General features: G+C 63.7%; 18 protein-coding genes. 4 read left to right on the top strand and 14 right to left on the bottom strand.

Going from position 1 to position 18,865, the window contains the following annotated elements; translation table 11 throughout:
• Positions 1 to 61 precede the first annotated feature (61 nt).
• The 6 genes from IVB22_RS16020 to IVB22_RS15995 all read right to left on the bottom strand — a co-directional run bounded on the left by IVB22_RS16020 (position 62) and on the right by IVB22_RS15995 (position 5,952).
• Entirely contained in the window at positions 62 to 559 is a 498-nt protein-coding gene (locus IVB22_RS16020; RefSeq protein ID WP_247518276.1) for a lipocalin-like domain-containing protein, read from the bottom strand.
• 334 nt (positions 560 to 893) lie between these two features.
• Complete coding sequence (locus tag IVB22_RS16015) at positions 894 to 2,060, bottom strand: cytochrome P450 (RefSeq protein WP_247518275.1); 1,167 nt, start codon at positions 2,058 to 2,060, stop codon at positions 894 to 896.
• A 118-nt stretch (positions 2,061 to 2,178) separates the two neighbouring features.
• A complete protein-coding gene (locus IVB22_RS16010; RefSeq protein ID WP_247518274.1) occupies positions 2,179 to 2,970 on the bottom strand; it encodes a helix-turn-helix transcriptional regulator in 792 nt (263 codons plus the stop codon).
• Positions 2,971 to 3,083: 113 nt separating this feature from the next.
• Positions 3,084 to 4,298, bottom strand: coding sequence for an ABC transporter substrate-binding protein (locus IVB22_RS16005; protein WP_374207542.1), 1,215 nt, complete (start codon positions 4,296 to 4,298; stop codon positions 3,084 to 3,086).
• 84 nt (positions 4,299 to 4,382) lie between these two features.
• On the bottom strand, positions 4,383 to 4,706 hold the full coding sequence (locus tag IVB22_RS16000; protein ID WP_247518273.1) for a 2Fe-2S iron-sulfur cluster-binding protein: 324 nt from the start codon (positions 4,704 to 4,706) through the stop codon (positions 4,383 to 4,385).
• 10 nt (positions 4,707 to 4,716) lie between these two features.
• Complete coding sequence (locus IVB22_RS15995) at positions 4,717 to 5,952, bottom strand: cytochrome P450 (RefSeq protein WP_247518272.1); 1,236 nt, start codon at positions 5,950 to 5,952, stop codon at positions 4,717 to 4,719.
• Positions 5,953 to 6,032: 80 nt separating this feature from the next.
• Here IVB22_RS15995 and IVB22_RS15990 point away from each other — a divergent pair, with 80 nt between their 5' ends.
• Positions 6,033 to 6,563 carry a MarR family winged helix-turn-helix transcriptional regulator gene (locus IVB22_RS15990; protein WP_247518271.1) on the top strand — a complete coding sequence of 177 codons (531 nt, stop codon included), beginning with the start codon at positions 6,033 to 6,035 and terminating at the stop codon, positions 6,561 to 6,563.
• Between the two features lie 258 nt (positions 6,564 to 6,821).
• Here the strand turns inward: IVB22_RS15990 and IVB22_RS15985 are convergent, their stop codons facing one another.
• The gene (locus tag IVB22_RS15985) at positions 6,822 to 8,045 is read right to left on the bottom strand and encodes an ABC transporter substrate-binding protein (RefSeq protein WP_374207541.1); all 1,224 of its coding nucleotides are present in this window, start codon (positions 8,043 to 8,045) and stop codon (positions 6,822 to 6,824) included.
• A gap of 112 nt (positions 8,046 to 8,157) precedes the next feature.
• On the opposite strand from IVB22_RS15985, the gene IVB22_RS15980 reads away from it, so the two are divergent.
• Positions 8,158 to 8,673, top strand: coding sequence for a MarR family winged helix-turn-helix transcriptional regulator (locus tag IVB22_RS15980; protein ID WP_247518270.1), 516 nt, complete (start codon positions 8,158 to 8,160; stop codon positions 8,671 to 8,673).
• Positions 8,674 to 8,684: 11 nt separating this feature from the next.
• Here the strand turns inward: IVB22_RS15980 and IVB22_RS15975 are convergent, their stop codons facing one another.
• Positions 8,685 to 10,547, bottom strand: a complete 1,863-nt coding sequence (locus IVB22_RS15975) for a feruloyl-CoA synthase (RefSeq protein ID WP_247518269.1) — start codon at positions 10,545 to 10,547, stop codon at positions 8,685 to 8,687.
• Positions 10,548 to 10,700: 153 nt separating this feature from the next.
• On the opposite strand from IVB22_RS15975, the gene IVB22_RS15970 reads away from it, so the two are divergent.
• A complete protein-coding gene (locus IVB22_RS15970) occupies positions 10,701 to 11,234 on the top strand; it encodes a MarR family winged helix-turn-helix transcriptional regulator (protein WP_374207540.1) in 534 nt (177 codons plus the stop codon).
• A gap of 211 nt (positions 11,235 to 11,445) precedes the next feature.
• Positions 11,446 to 13,254 (top strand): allophanate hydrolase, encoded by a 1,809-nt coding sequence (gene atzF / locus IVB22_RS15965; protein ID WP_247518267.1) that lies wholly within the window; start codon positions 11,446 to 11,448, stop codon positions 13,252 to 13,254.
• Positions 13,255 to 13,382: 128 nt separating this feature from the next.
• On the opposite strand, the gene IVB22_RS15960 is transcribed toward atzF, so the two are convergent.
• The 6 genes from IVB22_RS15960 to IVB22_RS15935 all read right to left on the bottom strand — a co-directional run bounded on the left by IVB22_RS15960 (position 13,383) and on the right by IVB22_RS15935 (position 18,856).
• Complete coding sequence (locus IVB22_RS15960) at positions 13,383 to 14,087, bottom strand: GntR family transcriptional regulator (protein WP_247518266.1); 705 nt, start codon at positions 14,085 to 14,087, stop codon at positions 13,383 to 13,385.
• Complete coding sequence (gene hpxZ, locus IVB22_RS15955) at positions 14,084 to 14,497, bottom strand: oxalurate catabolism protein HpxZ (protein WP_247518265.1); 414 nt, start codon at positions 14,495 to 14,497, stop codon at positions 14,084 to 14,086. The genes IVB22_RS15960 and hpxZ overlap by 4 nt, the downstream gene beginning before the upstream one ends.
• Positions 14,498 to 14,499: 2 nt before the next feature.
• The gene (locus IVB22_RS15950; RefSeq protein WP_247518264.1) at positions 14,500 to 15,897 is read right to left on the bottom strand and encodes an AtzE family amidohydrolase; all 1,398 of its coding nucleotides are present in this window, start codon (positions 15,895 to 15,897) and stop codon (positions 14,500 to 14,502) included.
• A 7-nt stretch (positions 15,898 to 15,904) separates the two neighbouring features.
• Positions 15,905 to 16,087 carry a DUF4089 domain-containing protein gene (locus IVB22_RS15945; protein ID WP_247518263.1) on the bottom strand — a complete coding sequence of 61 codons (183 nt, stop codon included), beginning with the start codon at positions 16,085 to 16,087 and terminating at the stop codon, positions 15,905 to 15,907.
• An 11-nt stretch (positions 16,088 to 16,098) separates the two neighbouring features.
• A complete protein-coding gene (locus tag IVB22_RS15940) occupies positions 16,099 to 17,874 on the bottom strand; it encodes an ABC transporter ATP-binding protein (RefSeq protein WP_247518262.1) in 1,776 nt (591 codons plus the stop codon).
• A gap of 82 nt (positions 17,875 to 17,956) precedes the next feature.
• Complete coding sequence (locus IVB22_RS15935) at positions 17,957 to 18,856, bottom strand: ABC transporter permease (protein ID WP_247518261.1); 900 nt, start codon at positions 18,854 to 18,856, stop codon at positions 17,957 to 17,959.
• Positions 18,857 to 18,865: the final 9 nt, after the last annotated feature.

Here is an 18,865-nt window from a genome sequence, read left to right as displayed (position 1 = left end):
GGCAGCTCCTGCCGTGTTTCGTCATGTCCAGGGGAGATCGGCAACCCGTTCGATGCGCGCCCTACTCGGCTCTTTCGTAAGTCACAACAAAGACGATGTCTTGGCCTGACAGGTTTTTGGTCGGCGCGGATGTCGCTGTCAGCTTGTTTCCTACAATCTCGAACTGGCGCTTTTGAGTGATGCCGGTCCACGTCTGGTTCCATGACGCCGCGTAGGTCACGATTATGGTGTTGCCTTCGACCTTATATGTCCCGCTGGCGGCGGCCACCGTGTTGAACAAGGTGATACGTTCGGCATCCGTGGCAGTCGCCCTCGCGGGAGCGTTGCGGTTGTCGCCGACAAGGACAAACGCAACGTGTCCGCCCTTCGTGTATACGATATGGCCAGTCGGCTTCTCCCCGTAGGGGTAGTTGATCTTGCCTGTCGCTAGTTCTTTGGTGCTTTGGCTGGTGAACTTCCACACCCCAACGACCTGTGAGGCTAAATCCTGCGTTGGCGCTGGCTGAGCCCACGTCAGAACGAAAGCGAGGCCGATAGCTGAGATCAAAATGCGCTTCATGGTGTCCTCCCGAGAAAGATTAGTTGAAAGCGCACCACACGCGACCTAGTGCGCGCCAATGGCTTGCATTTTCGGAGAACATGAGACCGACAAAAAAAGTGCGGTCTTCTTCAAGGACGATGCCTGCCGACGGCACTCGCTTTGTCTACCGCACGCTGATTTCGACATATCGCGGCACGATGCCCGACCCTATCGTTTTGGGCATGCTAAAGCAATATTTGGTTGTAGTTCTGTGGGATTTACCGCGTTAGTTGGCATCTTCCGCCGTCGGATCATTCTCGCAGCAGCACACCTGTGCCACCTAGTGCTGCTAGGCGCCCCTCGCGACGAAACACTATCCCAGCACAACAGGCAGGTTGAGCAGCCCCCGAAACGCCCATCCGACGACGCGCACCGGCTCGCTCGTGCCCAAACGCAGATTCGGAAACCGCCTGAAGATGGCAGGCAGCGCGACCTCGGCCACCATCGCCCGCGACGCCCAGGCGCCGGCGCAAAAATGTGGCCCTGCGCCGAAGGCGATGCTCTTGCTGGCATCGCGTCGAACATCGAAGCATTCAGGGTTTTCAAAATACTTCTCGTCACGATTGGCTGACCCGAACATCAGGAACACGCGCTCGTTGGTCTCGAAGTCGATATCGCGAATACTCCATGGCTTCGCGACGCGGCGCGGCGACATGCCGATCGGCGAAATCCAGCGGGCATATTCCTCGAACGCCTGCAGCCAGGGAATTTCGCCGGCGCTTACGATTTCAAGCTGATCGGGATGGGTGAGTAACGCCCATGCGGTCCCCGCAATGGCGTCGCGCGGCTCGTTCTGGCCGCCGCTGATTGCGAGCTTGATATTGGCGCGCACGCTATCCATTGGCATGCCGGAGGCGAGCATCACGCCGAGCAGGCTTGAATCGGGCTTCTTGCTCAGCACCGGGACCATGTCGTCGATCGCGGCATCGATGCCGGCGGTCGCGGCATGACAGCGTGCCTCTATCGCGGGATCACCGGCATAGTTGGCGATGCCGTCGATCATCCCTTGCGACCATGCGTTCATGTCGGGGAATCGCATGTTGGTCAGCCCCGTGAGCGACTTGAGGCACTCCGCCGAGAACGGCAAAGCGAAATCCTTTACGAGGTCGGCGGCGCCTCCCGGCTCCAGCGTGTCGATGATGCGATCGGCATGCGCCTGGAACTGCGCGGTCCAGTGCGATTTCACGGTCCTGGGCGAGATCGCGGGAAAGATGGCCTTGCGCTCGACCATGTGCGCATCGCCATCCTTGCGCATCATGTTGTGGCCCATCAGCCTGTTCATCAAGCCCTCGGGCTGGTGCGAGCTGAACACGTCGATCTGCTTCTCCGACACGAAGATATCGTCCCGGCTGCAGAGCAGCGTGCTGCCGAGCTGCGGCACAAACGCGATCGGCGCGTCCCTCCGCAGCGTTGCAAGCCTTGGGTAGGGATCCTGCCAGAATGCAGCAAGTTCGATATCGATGCGGGGCGCTGTGCTCACGATCGGCCTCCGGGTTCGGCAAGGCCGGATGCTAGCTCCGCAAGGAGAAGCCGTCTGTCCCTACAGCTTGGGACAAACTGGTCTGACGCGCCTGCCGCTGATAACGGAGGCTTCTGCCTCAGTTCATGCTGCGTGCCGCGAGCAGACGCAGCGCGATCGCAAACAGTTCGTTCTGAGAGGAAATGCCGAGCTTCTCATAGGCGCGCTTGCGATAGGTCAGGGTCGATTGCAGGCCGATGTCGAGATCGGCGGAGATCGCTTCCGAACTGAGGCCGGAAACGATGCGCAGGCACACCTGCTTCTCGCGGCCGGTCAGGCGCGCGAACGGCTCGCTGGAAGCAAACAGGGTTTCGAGCATGCGGACCGGATCGTCCTGCGACGCCGGCTGGTGCTGGAAATGACGCGCCACCGCGGCGCTGACAGCCGGTGCAACCGCCCGCAAGCGCTCGACCTCGTCGCCGGCGAAACGTCCCTGCGATGTGGTTCGGTAGAAGTTGACATAGAAGCAGATCTGCCCGACCCAGATCGCGACCGCCAATTTGTCGACGATCCCGGAATCCTCAAAGAAGATCTTGCGGTACTTGCCGCCGTACATGCGGCGGGCGAAGGCCGGCAGCACGACCGGCCTGTCGATGGCCTGCTCCCGGAAGATTGCATCCCGGTTCGGATCGGCGAAGTGAAAATGGTCCGAGTAGGCAGCGCCGAGTTCGGCGCCGATCGGAATGTTACCGATGTTTAGCAGGCAGCGCGCAGAGCGTTCGCTCGCGAACGAAAATACCATGCAGTGACCAACATCCGCCACCCGGCGTAGCGTTGCGATCAAGGATTGCGCAAATTCAGGCCGGCCGATCGCCAGCACCGCAGGCGTGATATCGCTCGTCACGGGAGGCGCAAGAGCCGCACCAGTCATGATTTCCTCCTGTGTAACCCTTCCGCTTTCAGGCCACACTACCCCGTGTGGCCTGCTTCGCGGAAGCTGTGCCGGGCTCGTTCCCCTGCCCGGCCCCGGAGGTCGGCCCTGCCTCACTTCACCAGCGAACAGCCGCCATCAGCGAGCGGGCGGAACGCCTGATCGGCCGGGATGGTCGAGACCAGCTTGTAGTAATCGTAAGGATATTTCGACTCTTCCGGCTTCTTCACCTCGAACAGGTACATCGGGTGAATGACGCGGCCGTCCTGGCGGATGGTGACATCGCCGAACAGCTTGTCCTTGCCCTTGAACTTCTTCATCTGCGGCACCGCATCCTTGGCGTGGTCACTGCCGGTCGCCGCCACCGCGTTGAGATAGGCCAGCGTGGAAGCATAGACGCCGGCCTGGTTGCCGCTCGGCATCTTGCCGTTCACGCCCGGCCGCGCCGCGAAGCGTTTGGCAAACGCGCGGGTGTCGTCATCCATGTCCCAATAGAACGCCTCGAACAGTTGCAGGCCCTGGCCGACCTTCAATCCCATGCCGTGGACGTCGTTGATGAACAGCAGGAACGCCACCATGGTCTGGCCGCTTTGCTGAAGACCGAACTCGGCCGCCTGCTTCACCGCGTTGACGGTGTCGCCACCGGCATTGGCGAGCCCGATCACCTTGGCCTTGGAGGCCTGCGCTTGCAGCAACAGCGAAGCAAAATCCGGCGTGTTGAGTGGATGCTTGGCCGAGCCCAGCACCTTGCCGCCGTGCTTCTCGATGTAGTTGGTAGCTTCGGCCTCGATGCCCTGGCCAAGCGCGAAATTCACCGTGATGAAGTACCATTCCTTGCCGCCGCGTGCCATCATCGCCGCCGCCGTGGAGTTGCCGGTCGCCCAGGCATCGTTGACCCACTGGATGGTGTTCGGCGAACAGGCCTTGCCGGTCAGGTCTGAACTGGCGGTCGATGACGCCAGGAACGTCATGCGGCTATCGCGCAGCAGCGAATTGATGGTGAGGCCGACGGCGGAATTCGGCACGTCGACCACGGCATCGACGCCGTCCACATCGAGCCATTTGCGCACGATCGCCGAACCCACGTCGGCCTTGTTCTGGTGATCGGCGTAGACGATTTCGACCTTGATACCCTTGCCGCCGCCGTTGAAATCCTCCGCCGCCATCCGCGCGGCTTCCACCGAGCCCATGCCGTTGGTGTCCTGGAAGATCCCGGAGATATCGTTGAGCACGCCGACGCGGACGACGCTGTCGGAAATATCCGCGCGCGCCGCGCCCGACATCGCGCATGACAAGGCAAGCGCCAAACCTAACCTGTAAACCTTCATTGTTCTCTCCCTTGGAATTTGATTCTTGGTTTCCCGGGCTTCGCCGGGTTTGACTTCACTGTGCGATATCGGGCGATGACGCCGTCACAATTGCCGGTCCGGCAGGTTGAGGACCAAACCATCGAGATCGGCGGCGAACTTGATCTGGCAGGACAGGCGGCTGTTGGGTAGCCGATCAGCCGCAGCGCCATCCAGCAGCGCGTCCTCATCGTCGCTCATGGCCGGCAGGCGGGCGAGCCAGGCCTCATCGACATAGACATGGCAAGTGGCGCACATGGCGTTGCCGCCGCATTCCGCCAAGATTCCGTTGATGTCCTGCCGCGTCGCGGCCTGCATGGCGCTTTCGCCCTCGCTCGCCTCGATGGGCTGCCGGCGTCCGTCGGAATGGATGAAGGTGATGCTTGGCATGCGCGGTCCGTCAGGCCGGAGAAATCGTAATGGGCAGGCTTTCGAGGCCGCGCAGCGTGTTGTTGTAGCGGCGCTTCACCGGGCCGGTGATCTGGATGCTTGCAACCTTGCGTGCTATTGCCGCCAGCATCACCTCGCCTTCGACGCGCGCCAGGAGCTGGCCGACGCACATATGGATGCCCGAGCCGAACCCGACATGGCCGGAGGTGCGGCGGGTCACATCGTAGCTGTCAGGGTTTTCCCAGCGCCGTGGATCGCGGTTGGCGGCGCCGAGGAACATCAGCACCTTCTCGCCTTCACCGATGCGATGGCCGGCGAGTTCGACTTCCCGCGTCGTGGTGCGGAAGAAGGTCTGCACCGGGCTTTCGTAGCGGATCGCCTCCTCGAACGCATTGCGCGCCAGGGTCGGATCACTGCGCAGCCGCGCGAGCTGATCGGGAAAGCGCGCCAGGCAATAGACCGCGGCGCCGATGCCGTTGACTGTTGTGTCGAGCCCGGCCGAAAGCAGCGAGCGCACCAATAGCGGCGCCTCTTCCGGCGTGATGTCGCCCGCATCGGCGCGGGCATGGACACAGGCGCCAAAGCCGCCAGGGGCGAGGTTTTCGCGCTGGCACTGCGCGGCGACATAGGCCTGATGCGGCGCCGAGCGTTCGATCGCCTCCTGACGCAACTGGTTCGGCGGCCCGAAGGAGTTGAAGACGAGACTGGCATAGGGCAGCAGGTTCTCGCGCCCCTCCTGCTTCAGGCCCATCGCATCGGGGAACACCGAGAGCGGATAGGCCTCCGCGAGATCGGCAACCGCGTCGAAACTGCCGCGCGCCAGCAACTCGTCGACCTTGGCGGCGGCCATCGCCGTGAAATGTTCGCGGACCCCTTTCATCGCCGTCGGCGACAGCACCTGGGCGAGCACCGTGCGCGTCCTGGTATGCGCCGGCGGATCTGCCTCAAGAATGATGCTTTGCGGACGCCACGGCTTTTCCTTGGCGAAATCGCTCAGGCCCACGCCGCGGCTCGAACAGAACGTCAGGGGATCGTTGAGGACGGCATGCACCTCCGCATAGCGTGCCACGCCGTAGACGCCCCATTTGTCGAGCCATACCAGCGGCCCGGCCTCGCGGAGGGTGTCGTGGATCGCGTGCGGATCCTCGAAAAACTCGTTCGAGAACGGGTCCACGTCCAGGCTTGGCACACCGGCCGGTGCGCCCCGCTCCGGGGTTACAGAATCTGTGCGGGAGGTCGCGCTCATGTGGGTCTCCTGCATAATGTTCTTGCAGAGTGGTGTGCGCAGTCTCTATGTCTGGAACGCTGGAGCGGCTTCGGAAGAGCATGAGCAGGAACAGACAGGCGCGCGCCCCCCGCGCGGGCACGGCAGGCAGGAGCGGACGCGCCGAACAGGTGCTCGACCTCGACCGCTACGTCCCGGCGCTCATCACCTTCATTGCCAACAAATTGTCGCGCAGCGCGACCGTCGTTTACCAGAAGCGCTTTGGGGTCAACGTCACGGAATGGCGGATCCTGTCGCTGCTCGCAATCGAGCCGGAAATTTCGGCGGCGCGCATCTGCCACGTCATCGGTTTCGACAAGGGACCGGTCAGCCGAACACTGGCCGGCATGGAGGAGCGCGGGCTGGTCAGCATCAGGGCCGACCGGCAGGATGGACGCACCCATTCGATCTCGCTGACCGCGAAGGGCTTTACCACCCACGACCAGGTCATCGCGGTCGCGCTCGAGCGCGAACGCCGCCTCCTCTCGTGCCTGAGCAAGCCGGAACGCGAGACCTTGATCGGGCTGCTGCTGCGGGTTCACGGCAATCTCGATGCCGTAAAAGGCGCGGGCGAAGTCGACACCCGGGACTAAGCGGAACGCGCTGGCCGCGCCGCGCTGAACGATGCTGCCGCCATCGCGCTGCGCACGCCCTACCGCACTGTGTCGTGGCGATCCGACACGCCCAAACATCCGTTTCTCCCTGCGCAGCCCGGCAATCTCTGTGCTCTGCGAGAGGCCGCTTGTTGAAAACAGGCTCTCACAAATTAGTTGCCTTGGCAACATAAACGACAAGCCTCGAAGGTCGATTTTCGGCCGCGGCCGGTTCCTGCCGGCCGCGGCCCGATCAGATCATTTCTTGACCAGCGGGCAATTACCTTCGCTCTCGGGACGAAACGCCTGATCGCCCGGAATTGTAGCCACGACCTTCAACAGGTCCCACTTCGAACTGGACTCCTCGGGCTTCTTTACCTCAAGCAGATAGAACGGGTGAATCTTACGCCCGTCGCTGCGGATGGTTCCCTTGCCGAACAGCGGATCGTCGGTCGGCATCGCCTTCATCGCCGCGACCACGGCCTTGCCGTCGGCGGCGCCGCCGGCCTTGTCGACGGCCTTCAGGTAATGCAGCACGGATGCGTAGACACCGGCCTGCATGTCGTTGGGATAATTGTTCTGCGGATGACGTTGGGCAAAGCGCTTGGCGAAGGCGCGCGTGCCGTCGTTCAAATCCCAATAGAATGGATTCATGATCTGCGCGCCCTGCGCCGCCTTCAGGCCGAGCGCGGGAATGCCGTTCATGCCGAGAATCAGCCCGACCAGCTTCTGCTTCCGGGTCAATCCAAATTCCGCCGCCTGCTTGATCGAGGTGATGGTGTCGTCGCCAGCATTCGCCACGCCGACGATATCGGCGCCCGAGGCCTGCGCCTGCAGCAGGAAGGAGGCGTAGTCGGCGGTGCCGAGCGGATGGCGCACGGCGCCGAGCACTTCGCCGCCGGATGCCTTCACGGCTTCCATGGCCTGCTTTTCGAGATCGTGACCGAACGCATAATCGGCGGTGAGGAAGAACCATTTCTTGCCACCCTGCGCCACCACCGCCTTGCCGAGACCGCGCCCGTAAGCGTAGGTGTCATAGGTCCAGTGCACGGTATTGGGCGTGCATTTTTCGCCGGTCAGCAGCGCCGTTCCGGCGCCGGAACCGATGAATACCTTGTTCTTCTGCTCGGAGATGGCGGCAACCGCGAGCGCGATTGCCGAGTTCGGCAGGTCGAAGATCGCGTCGACGCTTTCGTTTTCATACCAGCGCCGCGCGATGCCAACACCGATATCAGGCTTGTTCTGGTGATCGGCGGAGACGACCTCCACCGGCTTGCCGGCGGCCTTGCCGCCGTAATCCTCGACCGCCATCTGGGCCGCGATCGCCGAACCGACACCCTGGTAGGTCGCAAACACGCCGGACTGGTCGTTCAGCACGCCGATGCGGACGCGATCCTGGGCATAGGCTTGGCTTTGGGCCGCGCCGGCAAACATGCCGCCGAGCGCGGCAACGAGCATTCCTGTGCGAAAAAACTGTCGCATGCATTCCCTCCTGTATGGAAAAGGCGGCCTTCGCGACCACTTCGAAATTGCTTATAACTTATAAGTATTTTGAGGATTGTCAATTCACGTGATGGCGTGCGAGCTATTGCCCATGGGAAGAATCGCCAAAGCTTCGACGCGCAAGGGTAACGGGGCGGCCAAGACGGCCGAGCCGGATGCGGACCGGGAACTCGATCTCACCGCGCTACAGCAGACCCCGGGTTTCATGATCCGGATCCTGCAGTTGCAGAATTTCGAGGCGTTTTATCCGTATTTCGAATCGCTAAAGCTCTCGCCGCTCGAATACGCCATCCTCGTCGCGGTGCGTGACAACAAGACGGTGACGCAGAGCGAGCTGGCCGCCGTGCTGAAAATGCAACTGCCCAACCTGGTAAAAATCCTGTCGCGGATGGAGGAGACCGGAATTCTCAAGCGTAAGCGGTCCACGCGGGACAAGCGGGCGGTCGAGCTCAGCCTGAGCGCGGCAGGCGAGAGGCGCGCCGACGAGGCCAGCCGGCTGGGCCAGAGTTTCAATGCGCAGACGCTTTCCGCGCTCAGCAAGCCCGAGCAAACAGCCTTTCTGCAGATGCTGGTGCGGCTGGTCGAAGCGCACAAGAACGGATTTTGAGGCGCAGGGTCTCAGCCGGCGCAACCGATCCATTCGGCCGACGAATCGTCGTCCAGCGTTGCTACCGCGCCCGCGCGCCGCGTCAGCACCGCGCGCTGGTTGATGTAGCCCTTGTCGGTGATCTCGCCGCCGTCGACGGAGGCGATCTCGGCCAGCAGCAGCGCCCGCGTCGCATGGCCGGACGAATTGCCGCTCTGCGCCTTCAGCTTTGCAACGCCTTGCGCGATCGTGTTGCGAACCTTGTCGTGGCCAATCACGTCTTTCACATCGGCACTGTCTGATAGACCGGCATGCGCCCGGCAGGCCGCGATGTTCGGAAACACCAGGAAGCGGACTTCGTCGCTGCCGTGGCCGGTGACCACGATATCCTGAGCCAGCGGCGCCAGCGCTGCGATACCCGCCACGCGCAAGGAGCCGACATTGACCCAGGTGCCGGAATTGAGCTTGAAATCCTCAGCGACGCGGCCGTCGAAAAACAGCCCGAGTTCGGGACGCGCCGGATCGGCGAAGGTCACGGCGTCGCCGATCAAATAGAAGCCTTCGGCATCGAACGCCTGCGCCGTCAGTTCCGGCGCCTTCCAGTAGCCGGGCGTGACGTTCGGGCCGCGCACGCGCACCTCCATTTTGTCGCCCGACGGCACCAGCTTCAGTTCAGTCCCCGGGATCGGCACGCCGATATTGCCGGAGCGCTTTGCCTGGAAGTGGCAATCGGTGGCGAGCGGCGACGTCTCCGTCGAACCCCAGGCCGACACCATCGGCAGCGCTCGGCCGACCGTCTTGATCGAGAGTTCTTCCAGCGCATCCCAGAGATTCTGCGGTAGCGCAGCGCCGGCGTAGAAGGCGAATTTCACCTCGTTGAAGAATTTCTTGCGCAACTCATCATCGCCGCGCAGCGCTGCGATCAGCATGTCAAAACCGCGCGGCACGTTGAAATAGACCGTCGGCATCACGCTGCGCAGATTGGAAAGCGACGTCGCAAACAGCCCCGGCGCCGGCTTGCCGCCGTCGACATAGAGCGTGCCGCCATTGCGTAGCACCAGATTGAAATTGTGGTTAGCGCCGAAGGTATGGCTCCACGGCAGCCAGTCGAGGATCACAAGATCATCGTCGCTGTCTTCGAGGAACGACCAAGTCTGCGCCTTGGCCTGCTGGCTCGAGGTCAGCATACGCTGGGTGTTGATCACGGCCTTCGGCGTGCCGGTCGAGCCTGACGTGAACAGGAACTTTGCGATCGTGTCGGGCGTGATCGCGGCGAAAGCTCTCCCAACGTCAGGCGTTTCCGGCGTGGCCGCGATGTTGCGAAACGAGATGGCGCCGGCGTCCCCGGCGCTGCCGCTGACGATCGTGGCCGAATGCAGCGGCTGGATCGCCGACAGCGCCGCAGCAAACGGTTTTGTACCGGAAACATAGATCGCGCCGGGCCCGAGCAGTTCGACCATGCTCCTGAGCTTGTCGAAGTCTCTGGACATCAGCGAATAGGCCGGCGAGATCGCGGCCGACGGTACGCCGACGTGCTGGGCCGCGAGCGCGAACAGCGCATGCTCGACGCTGTTGTCGGACAAGATCACCAGCGGCCGCTCGGCGCTCAGCCCTTGCGCGAGGATCCAGGCGGCTGCCGAACGCACCTGTTGCAAGGCGTCCCTGTACGTGACGGTCGACCACGGCGCATCGGTGCTGGCGCGATCGGCGACAAAGATCCGGTCCGGCGCCTGCCGCGCCCAATGCTCCAGCCAGTCGCCGATGCAACGCGCACCCGGCTGAAGCGGCACGGTCGACTTGACCAGAATGCTGCCGTCGGCGCGGCGGTCGGCGACAATCGCAGGGATCGCGAACAGACTGCGTGAATTGTCACCGCTTGCGGCGGCGAAGGTCATGGTTTCCTCCTGTCCCGGCTGTTTCAGGGTTGCCGCGCATCATGCCGGCTTGCAGCCTCAGACGGGCCGCTTGTCCCTAATGTTGAGCACAACAATTGTTGTCGTCAACAACAATCTTTCCCTTCGGCCTGCGAAGCGCTAGAAGGAGAGGCGATGGCGGGAAACAGTCAAATGCCCAGAACGGCCAAATCGCGCGCCAGCGCGCAACTGCGTTCCGGCCGCAAGCAGGCCGGAAACGGCAGATCACAAAGCGACGTCATGGATGACGAGATCGCCCTCGACGCGCTGGCCGGCCATGCCGGCTATGCGGTGCGGCGCTTCCAGATCTGGATTTTTCAGGATTTTATTCGCACGCTCGGCGCCGTCGATATACGCCCGACGCAGTATTCGGTGATGACGGTGATCGGCGCCAATCCCGGCCTGAGCCAGATGGCGGTCGCCAAGCGGCTCGGAATCGAGCGCGCCAGGCTGGTGCACCTGCTGGACAGCCTCGAACAGCGCGGACTGGTCAGCCGCCTCAGATCGGCCACCGACCGGCGCTCCCACGCCTTGCATCTGACCGCGCGCGGCAGGACCGCGCTGGCGCAGTTCCGGCGGCTCGCCGCCGAACATGAGCGCCATGTGGCCGATAAAATCGGCAAGGAAAACCGGGAGCGGCTGCTGCAAATCCTTGCCGCGTTCACCTGATTGAGGCTGTCGCCTCCGCCTTAGGTCTTTCCGCCTATATTTTAGGCAACCGCGCGACCGCGCAGGCTCACAGCGCAAGCATGCTCGTGTCCTAAATAACTGATATTACGTACCTATCGTTTAGGGCCGACTCCATCCAGCGATTGTACACAATGGCACATCGCTTGCTTCGTTCGGACGGTAACCTTTGCTCGCTGGAGTTTTGTCCGCCATGGGGTCTGACGTGCCTGAAACCGTTGCCGCCATCGTCGCCGCGCACCGCGCCGCGACCATGACCCCGGCGCAAACCGTCGCGCGCAGCTATCAGCGCATCCGCGACCACAACGATCCGGCCGTGTTCATCAGCCTGCGCGACGAGAAGGATGCGCTGGCGGAAGCGGAAAGCCTGACGAAAAAAGATGCTGCGCAGCTTCCGCTCTACGGTGTCCCGGTCGCCGTAAAAGACAATATCGACGCGCAGGGCCTGCCGACCACGGCGGCCTGCCCGGCTTTCTCCTATTCGCCCGCGCAGGATTCGACGGCCGTTGCAAGACTGCGCGCGGCCGGCGCCATCATCATCGGCAAGACCAATCTCGACCAGTTCGCGACCGGCCTGGTCGGCGTCCGCTCGCCCTACGGCATTCCGGTCAATCCGGTCCGTAGCGATCTCGTTCCGGGCGGATCGAGTTCCGGATCGGCGGTCGCGGTTTCCGCCGGCCTCGTGCCGCTGGCGCTCGGCACCGACACGGCAGGAAGCGGCCGCGTGCCGGCGATGCTCAACAACATCGTTGGATTGAAGCCGAGCCTCGGGCTGATTTCCAACGCCGGTTTGGTGCCGGCATGCCGGACGCTGGACTGCATTTCGGTGTTCTCGCTCACCGTCGATGATGCGATGACAGCGCTAACGGTCATGGCCGGCGCCGATGGCGCCGATCCGTATTCGCGCGACCGGCCCATGGAAAAAATGCCGACGTTTCCGGGCCAGCTCAAGCTCGGCGTGCCGCGCAACGGCCAATTGATCTTCTTCGGCGACCGCGCCGCGGAGAAAGCCTATGGCGAGGCGCTCGCGCGCTGGGCATCGCTCGGCGCCACGCTGGTCGAATTCGATCTGGAGCCGTTTTATGAGACCGCGCGGCTGCTCTACGAGGGCCCGTGGGTCGCCGAACGATACCTTGTCATCCGCGATCTTCTTGCCTCGTCGCCGGATTCGATTCATCCGGTGACGCGCGAGATCACGGCCGCCGGCGCAGGGCTGACCGCTGCGGACACCTTCGCCTCGCTCTATAGGCTGCAGGCGCTGCGCCGCGTTGCCGAGCGCAGCATCGCCAATTTCGACGCGATGGTGCTGCCAACGGCGCCGACCGCCTATTCGACCGCGCAGGTGCTGGCCAATCCGGTCGAGCTCAACAGCCGGCTCGGCACCTACACCAACTTTGTGAATCTGCTCGACCTCTGCGGGCTTGCCTTGCCGGCCGCGATGCGGCCCGACGGCATTCCGTTCGGCATCACGCTATTGGCGCCCGCCGGCTATGACGCCAAGCTCGCCAGCATCGGGCGGGTGTTTCACGCCGATACCAAACTGAAGATGGGAGCCAAGGGCCTGACGCAGCCCGTGCTCGCTCCGTTACCGGCGGCGGTCGTCGGCGACGAAATCACCATCGCCGTGGTCGGCGCGCATCTCTCCGGCATGGCGCTCAACGGCGAACTGCAGATGCTCGGCGCACGCCTGATCGAGGCGACCACGACGACGCCGGACTACAAGCTCTATGCGCTCGACACCACGCCGCCGAAGCCCGGCATGCTGCGCGTCGACGCGGGCGCGGGACATTCGATCAAGCTGGAGCTATGGGCGCTGTCGGCGGCCGCCTTCGGCAAATTCGTCGCCGCGATTCCACCACCGCTCGGGATCGGCACGATACGGCTTGCCGATGGAAGGGGCGTGAAGGGCTTTATGGTGGAGCCCGTGGCGGTCGGGGGCGCGCGCGATATTTCCGCTTTCGGCGGCTGGCGCGCGTTCATGGCGGAGAAGGCGGGGGTTTAGCCGTCGCTTCGTAGGGTGGGCAAAGCGAAGCGTGCCCACCATCAAGAAGCGCGTTCGCTGATAGGTGGTGGGCACGTCGCTAACGCTCCTTTGCCCACCCTACGGTCCTTGCGCAAGCGGCGAAAGGCCTACACCGACACCGCGTAAAGTTCATACTCCCCGCGCACCAGTTCGATATGTGCACGCATCGCGGCCGCAGCACCCGCCTTGTCGCCGCGCATGATCGCGACCACGACGCGGTCGTGCTCGGCATGCGATTTCGCCAGCCGCCCGAGGTTGCGGAACTGGGCGCGGCGGAACGGCTGCACCCGCACGCGCGTCGCCAGCGTCATCTCGGCGATATAGCCGTTCTGCGAGCCGGCATAGATCGCATTGTGAAAGCGCTCGTTGACTTCGTGAAAACGTTCGGGATTGCCGGCATGGCTCAGCACCCGCAATTCCTCGTGGATCGCTTCCAGCTTCTGGCGATCCGCCGCCGGCATCCGTTCGGCGGCGAGCCCGGCGCACAGCGCTTCCAGCTCGGCCATCGCCTCGAACATCTCCGTCAAGCGGTCGAGCGAGGGCTGCGCCACGACGGCGCCGCGGTGCGCACGCGCCTCGACCAGCCCGCTCGCCACCAATTGACGCAAGGCCTCGCGCACCGGCGTGCGCGACACTGAAAAGCGCCGCGCGATGTCGGTCTCGTCGAGCGCCGATCCCGGCGGCAGCACGCCGCGCACGATCTCGTCGGCGAGCTGCAGCCGCAGTTCCTCCGCACGCGTGACCTTGTCCCGCAACGACGAAGGGCGGTCGACGCGGCGAACCGTGGTTTCCGGCAGATCATCCAGACTCATGCCTTTTGATCCGTTTGCTTGGAAGATTCGGGCTCATCTATAATGCTGACGTGCGCCGCGACGATCTTCCAACCTTCGGGAAACCGCACCCAGGTTTGCATCTGCCGCCCTACCCTGCCCGGTGCGCCGTCGCGATAGAATAGCGTCGAGGCGACCGCGGTATCCCGCCCATAGGTCGTGATCACGGTCTTGTCGGTCCGACGCATCAGCCCGACCGGCGAGCGCGCGGCGCGGAACGCCATGATCGCATCGTAGCCGTAGAGATTCTCGGCGATGCCATAACGCAGCGTACAGGGATCATTGCGGAACAGCTCGTCGAGCACCGCGACGTCGTTCGACACCAACGCCTTTTCGTAGCGCGCGAACTGCGCGGTGACTTCGGCAAGCACGTCCGGAAGATCGATCTCCATCGCTATAGTCCCCTCGGCTGTGGCGCGGCGGCGACGCCCATGCGTTCCAGCGCATGCGCAACGCGTAGCGCGATATCCTCCCGCCAGGGCGCGGCGATGATCTGCACGCCGATCGGCATCGGCTCCAGCGGCACCGGCACCGCGACCACCGGCAGACCAATGAACGAAATCGGCTGGGTGTGGATGCCAATGTTGGCGCGCACCGGCAGTTCGACGCCATCGAGCACGAAGTTTACCTGCCCCAGCTTCGGGGCAATGCAGGGTGTTGCCGGCGCAATGATTACGTCGACCGACTTGAACAGCTCCAGTACCTTTGCGCGGTACCAACGCCGGAATTTCTGCGCGCGATCGACCAGCGGCGCCGGGACCATCGCGCCCGCAATCAGGCGATCGCGCACGGCCGGATCGAAATCGTTCGGGCGTTTGCGCAGGCGATCGAGATGCAGCGAGGCACCTTCGGTCGTCGTGATCACGTAAGCCGCGGCGCGGGCGCGCGCAGCTTCGGGAATTTCGACGATCTTGGTCGCGTTCAGCGCCTTGGTGACGCGCGCCACGGCCTCGACCGCTTCGGGAAAGACGTTCTTCTGGAAATAACCGCCGGCCACCGCGACCCGTAGACCGGAGATATCTTCGGCCAGCAGCGGCGCGACCGGTTCGATCGGCCGTGCCGTGCAGGCAGCGTCGTCAGCGTCAGGCCCCTGCATGGCGTCATAGGCCAGCGCGAGATCGCCGATATTGCGCGCGAACGGGCCGAGATGATCGAGGCTGGCGACAAACGGAAACGACCGCGCCCGCGACAGCCGGCCGTAGGTCGGCTTCAGGCCAAACACGCCGCAGAACGACGACGGCACCCGGATCGAGCCGTTCGTGTCGGATCCCAACGCGATCGGAACGAGCGCACCGCCGACCGCACTGCCCGAGCCACCGGAGGAGCCGCCGGTCATCCGCGTCGGATCGTGCGGATTGCGCGACGGGCCGTCATGCACATTCTCGCCGGTGAAATCGTAGGCGTATTCGCCCATGTTGAGCGCACCGACCAGCACGGCGCCGGCCGCCTCCATGCGCTCGATCAGCGTGGCGTCGCGCGATGAGGCTGCGAGATCGCGGTTGATCTTCGATCCGGCGCGGGTGGAAAGACCTTTTACATCGAACAGGTTCTTCACTGCGAACGGCACGCCGGCGAGCGGACCGACCTTCTGACCGGCGGCGATCCCGGCATCGATCGCTTTGGCCGTGGCGCGGGCGCGATCGGCGGTGATGTCGGTGAAGGAGTTCAGGACGGAATCGTGTTTGGCGATCCGCGCCAAGGCGGCCTCGGTCGCGTCAAGCGCGGACAGCTTGCGGTCCGTTACGGCTTGCGCGATTTGCTGGGCTGACAGCCCGTCGGTGTTTATGGTCATGGCGCTATCAGGCTGTGTAGACACTGGCCGGCTCGGTTTCATCCGGCAGCGGGAATTCATCGACCAGCCGCGCCAGCCTCAGCGACACTTCGAGATTCGCCCGCACCGCGGGCCGCCAGGCGTCCTCGACCGGCAGGGCCAGCGCCTTGGATACGGCGTTGATGTAATCATCCAGGGGTTCCGCGGCCATTTCACTCCCACTCAGCTTTCTTGATGAGCTGGCAACGGCGGATGCGGGATCGCCGTCAGCAATTCCTTTGTATAGGCGTCCTGCGGATCGCCGAGCACGCGTTCGGACGAGCCTTGCTCGACGATTCGCCCCGCACGCATCACGATGACACGATCGCACAGCAAACGCACCACGTTCAGATCATGCGACACAAACAAATAGCTCATGCCCATCGATTGCTTGAGATCCTGCAGCAGATTGAGCACGACCGCCTGCACGGAGACGTCGAGCGCCGCTGTGGGCTCGTCGAGGATCACGAGCTTTGGATGCAGCGCTATCGCCCGCGCGATGCCGACGCGGGCTTTCTGGCCGCCGGATAATTGATGCGGAAAGCGATCGAGCAGGTCGACGGGCAGGCCGACCAGGCCGGCAAGCTTCTCGCAGCGGGCGCGCAGCGCGTCGCGCCCCCTGATATCGCCGAGTTGCAGAAGCGGATCGGCGATGGCGCGCGCGGCGGTGAAGCGCGGGTTGAGGCTGTCGGTCGGATCCTGGAACACCATCTGGATGCTCTTGCGCAGCGGCAGCCGCGCAAAGGCCTGCGGCAGGATGGCGCCGATCTCCTCGCCGTCGAACATGATGCGGCCGGAGGTCTGGTCCAGAAGCCGCATCACCATCATCGACGTCGTGGACTTGCCGCAGCCGGATTCACCGACCAGACCGACGCTCTCGCCGTGACCGACGGTGAAGCTGATGCCGTCAACCGCGCGGAACACTTCCGCCTCGACCGGCGGCTTGCGGGAGAACAGCTTGCCTAGCACAGCGGTCGCGCCCTGCCGGGGATATTCCTTGACGAGTTTTTCGACGAGGAGAAGCGGTTTTGCATTCTCGTCACCCCCGGGCTTGACCCGGGGGTTCATCGCACTTGAGGAAGAGTCTTGCGAGGAAGGATGGATGGCCGGGTCAAGCCCGGCCATGACGGAGGTCTCCTCCTCCGGCAGCAAATCCCGCAACGACACGCCGACCCTCGGCGTCGCGCGCATCAGTTTCTTGGTGTAGGCGTGCTCGGGCCTGGCAAAAATATCCGCCGACTTCGCGGTCTCCACCACCCGACCCTTTTCCATCACCACCACGCGGTCGCAATAGGCCGCGGCAAGGCCGAGATCGTGCGTGATGAGGATCGTCGACATGTGCCGGCGCTTCGTGAGTTCGACGATCAGATCCATCACCGCCTTCTGGGTGGTGACGTCGAGGCCGGTCGTCGGCTCATCCGCGATGAGAAGCTGCGGATTGCAGGCCAGCGCCAAGGCGATCACGACGCGCTGGCACATGCCGCCGGAGAGTTCGAACGGATAGGCGTGATAGCGCTCGCGGGGACGCGCGATCTTGACCTGCTCCAGCGCCTCGATCGCCTTTTCGCCGCGATCGCTGGCCGCGCTCTGCACATGCTGCCGCAGCACGTCCTCGATCTGGTCGCCGACTTTCCGGATCGGATTGAGCGCCGCGCGCGGATTCTGGAAGATCATCGAGATTTCGCGGCCACGGAGATCGCGCATCTGGTTTTCGGTCGCGGCCTTGACGTCAATGCCGGAAAACATCACCGAGCCCTCGGCGATCCTGCCGGCGCGGTCGAGGATGCGCATCACGGCATATGAAGTCACCGACTTGCCGGAGCCGGACTCGCCGACGATGCCGAGCGTCTCGCCCTTGCCGACGGCGATGTTGACGTGCTGCACGGCTTTCACGATGCCGCGCCGCGTCGTGAATTCGACGGTGAGGTCGCTGACGTCGAGTAGAGGCTGGGCCGTCATGATGGTCCCCGCAAAAATCTCGAAAACAACCCCATGCAAAGTAGAACGGTCAGCACTCCTGTCGCATTTCCGAGCCCCGCCATCACGTCCTCCGCTGCGGATCGACGATGTCGCGCAGGCCGTCGCCGAGCAGATTGAAGCAGAACACCGCGATCATCAGCGCAAGGCCCGGGAACAGCGCAATCCACCATTCGCCTGAGACCATGAAGGTAGCACCCTCCGCGACCATGATGCCCCATTCCGCCGTCGGCGGCCGGACGCCGAGCCCGATGAAGGAAAGTCCGGCGGCGTTGAGGATCGCATAGCCCATGGTCAGCGACATCTGCACGATCATGATCGGCATGATGTTGGGCAGGATGTGCACCAGCAGAATCCGCATCTCGCCATTGCCCGACAGCCGCGCCGCCTGCACGAAGCCGGCATTGCGCCGGACATTGGCCTCGGCGCGCGCGACGCGGGCATAAAGCGGAAAGTTCACGATCGCGGTGGCGATGATGATGTTCTGCACGGTGTTGCCCAGCGCTGCGACAATACCCATGGCCAGCACGAACAGCGGAAACGCCATGATGGTGTCGGCGATGCGCCCGACGATACGATCGGTCCAGCCGCCGAAATAGCCAGCGGCGATGCCGGCCAGTCCGCCCATCAGGAACACCAGCGCCACGGAGGCGACCGCGATGAAGGTATCGAGGCGTGTGGCCACGATGACGCGGCTGAAGATATCGCGGCCCAGCTGATCGGTGCCGAACCAGTGCGCCGCCGACGGCGGCTTCAGCGCGGAGGCGGTATCGCTGGCGAGGGGATCATAGGGCACGATGTAGGGGCCGAAGACCGCAGCGAACAGGATGACGACCAAAAGGCCAAAGGCGAACGCCGTGACGCGGTTCTCACCGAGCACATAGCGGGTGTGCTCGAAGATCGCTGATAGTCCCGAGGTACGCGCGGGACTGACGGGTTCAGCGGCAGGCGCAACGCTACTCATGTTCCAACC

It is taken from the genome of Bradyrhizobium sp. 190, from assembly GCF_023073415.1.
Taxonomy (GTDB): Bacteria; Pseudomonadota; Alphaproteobacteria; order Rhizobiales; family Xanthobacteraceae; genus Bradyrhizobium.
The sequence above is the reverse complement of the archived record's forward strand: the minus strand, read 5'-3'. Positions and strand labels throughout refer to the sequence as shown.

Coding starts and splice junctions, on each gene's coding strand:
- IVB22_RS16005 (WP_374207542.1), bottom strand. CDS start 4,298: ATGAAGGTTTACAGGTTAGGTTTGGCGCTTGCCTTGTCATGCGCGATG.
- IVB22_RS15980 (WP_247518270.1), top strand. CDS start 8,158: ATGGGAAGAATCGCCAAAGCTTCGACGCGCAAGGGTAACGGGGCGGCC.
- IVB22_RS16020 (WP_247518276.1), bottom strand. CDS start 559: ATGAAGCGCATTTTGATCTCAGCTATCGGCCTCGCTTTCGTTCTGACG.
- IVB22_RS15950 (WP_247518264.1), bottom strand. CDS start 15,897: ATGACCATAAACACCGACGGGCTGTCAGCCCAGCAAATCGCGCAAGCC.
- IVB22_RS15975 (WP_247518269.1), bottom strand. CDS start 10,547: ATGACCTTCGCCGCCGCAAGCGGTGACAATTCACGCAGTCTGTTCGCG.
- IVB22_RS16000 (WP_247518273.1), bottom strand. CDS start 4,706: ATGCCAAGCATCACCTTCATCCATTCCGACGGACGCCGGCAGCCCATC.
- IVB22_RS15970 (WP_374207540.1), top strand. CDS start 10,701: ATGGCGGGAAACAGTCAAATGCCCAGAACGGCCAAATCGCGCGCCAGC.
- IVB22_RS15960 (WP_247518266.1), bottom strand. CDS start 14,087: ATGAGTCTGGATGATCTGCCGGAAACCACGGTTCGCCGCGTCGACCGC.
- IVB22_RS15935 (WP_247518261.1), bottom strand. CDS start 18,856: ATGAGTAGCGTTGCGCCTGCCGCTGAACCCGTCAGTCCCGCGCGTACC.
- IVB22_RS15940 (WP_247518262.1), bottom strand. CDS start 17,874: ATGACGGCCCAGCCTCTACTCGACGTCAGCGACCTCACCGTCGAATTC.
- IVB22_RS15945 (WP_247518263.1), bottom strand. CDS start 16,087: ATGGCCGCGGAACCCCTGGATGATTACATCAACGCCGTATCCAAGGCG.
- atzF (WP_247518267.1), top strand. CDS start 11,446: ATGGGGTCTGACGTGCCTGAAACCGTTGCCGCCATCGTCGCCGCGCAC.
- IVB22_RS15990 (WP_247518271.1), top strand. CDS start 6,033: ATGAGCAGGAACAGACAGGCGCGCGCCCCCCGCGCGGGCACGGCAGGC.
- IVB22_RS15995 (WP_247518272.1), bottom strand. CDS start 5,952: ATGAGCGCGACCTCCCGCACAGATTCTGTAACCCCGGAGCGGGGCGCA.
- hpxZ (WP_247518265.1), bottom strand. CDS start 14,497: ATGGAGATCGATCTTCCGGACGTGCTTGCCGAAGTCACCGCGCAGTTC.
- IVB22_RS16010 (WP_247518274.1), bottom strand. CDS start 2,970: ATGACTGGTGCGGCTCTTGCGCCTCCCGTGACGAGCGATATCACGCCT.
- IVB22_RS15985 (WP_374207541.1), bottom strand. CDS start 8,045: ATGCGACAGTTTTTTCGCACAGGAATGCTCGTTGCCGCGCTCGGCGGC.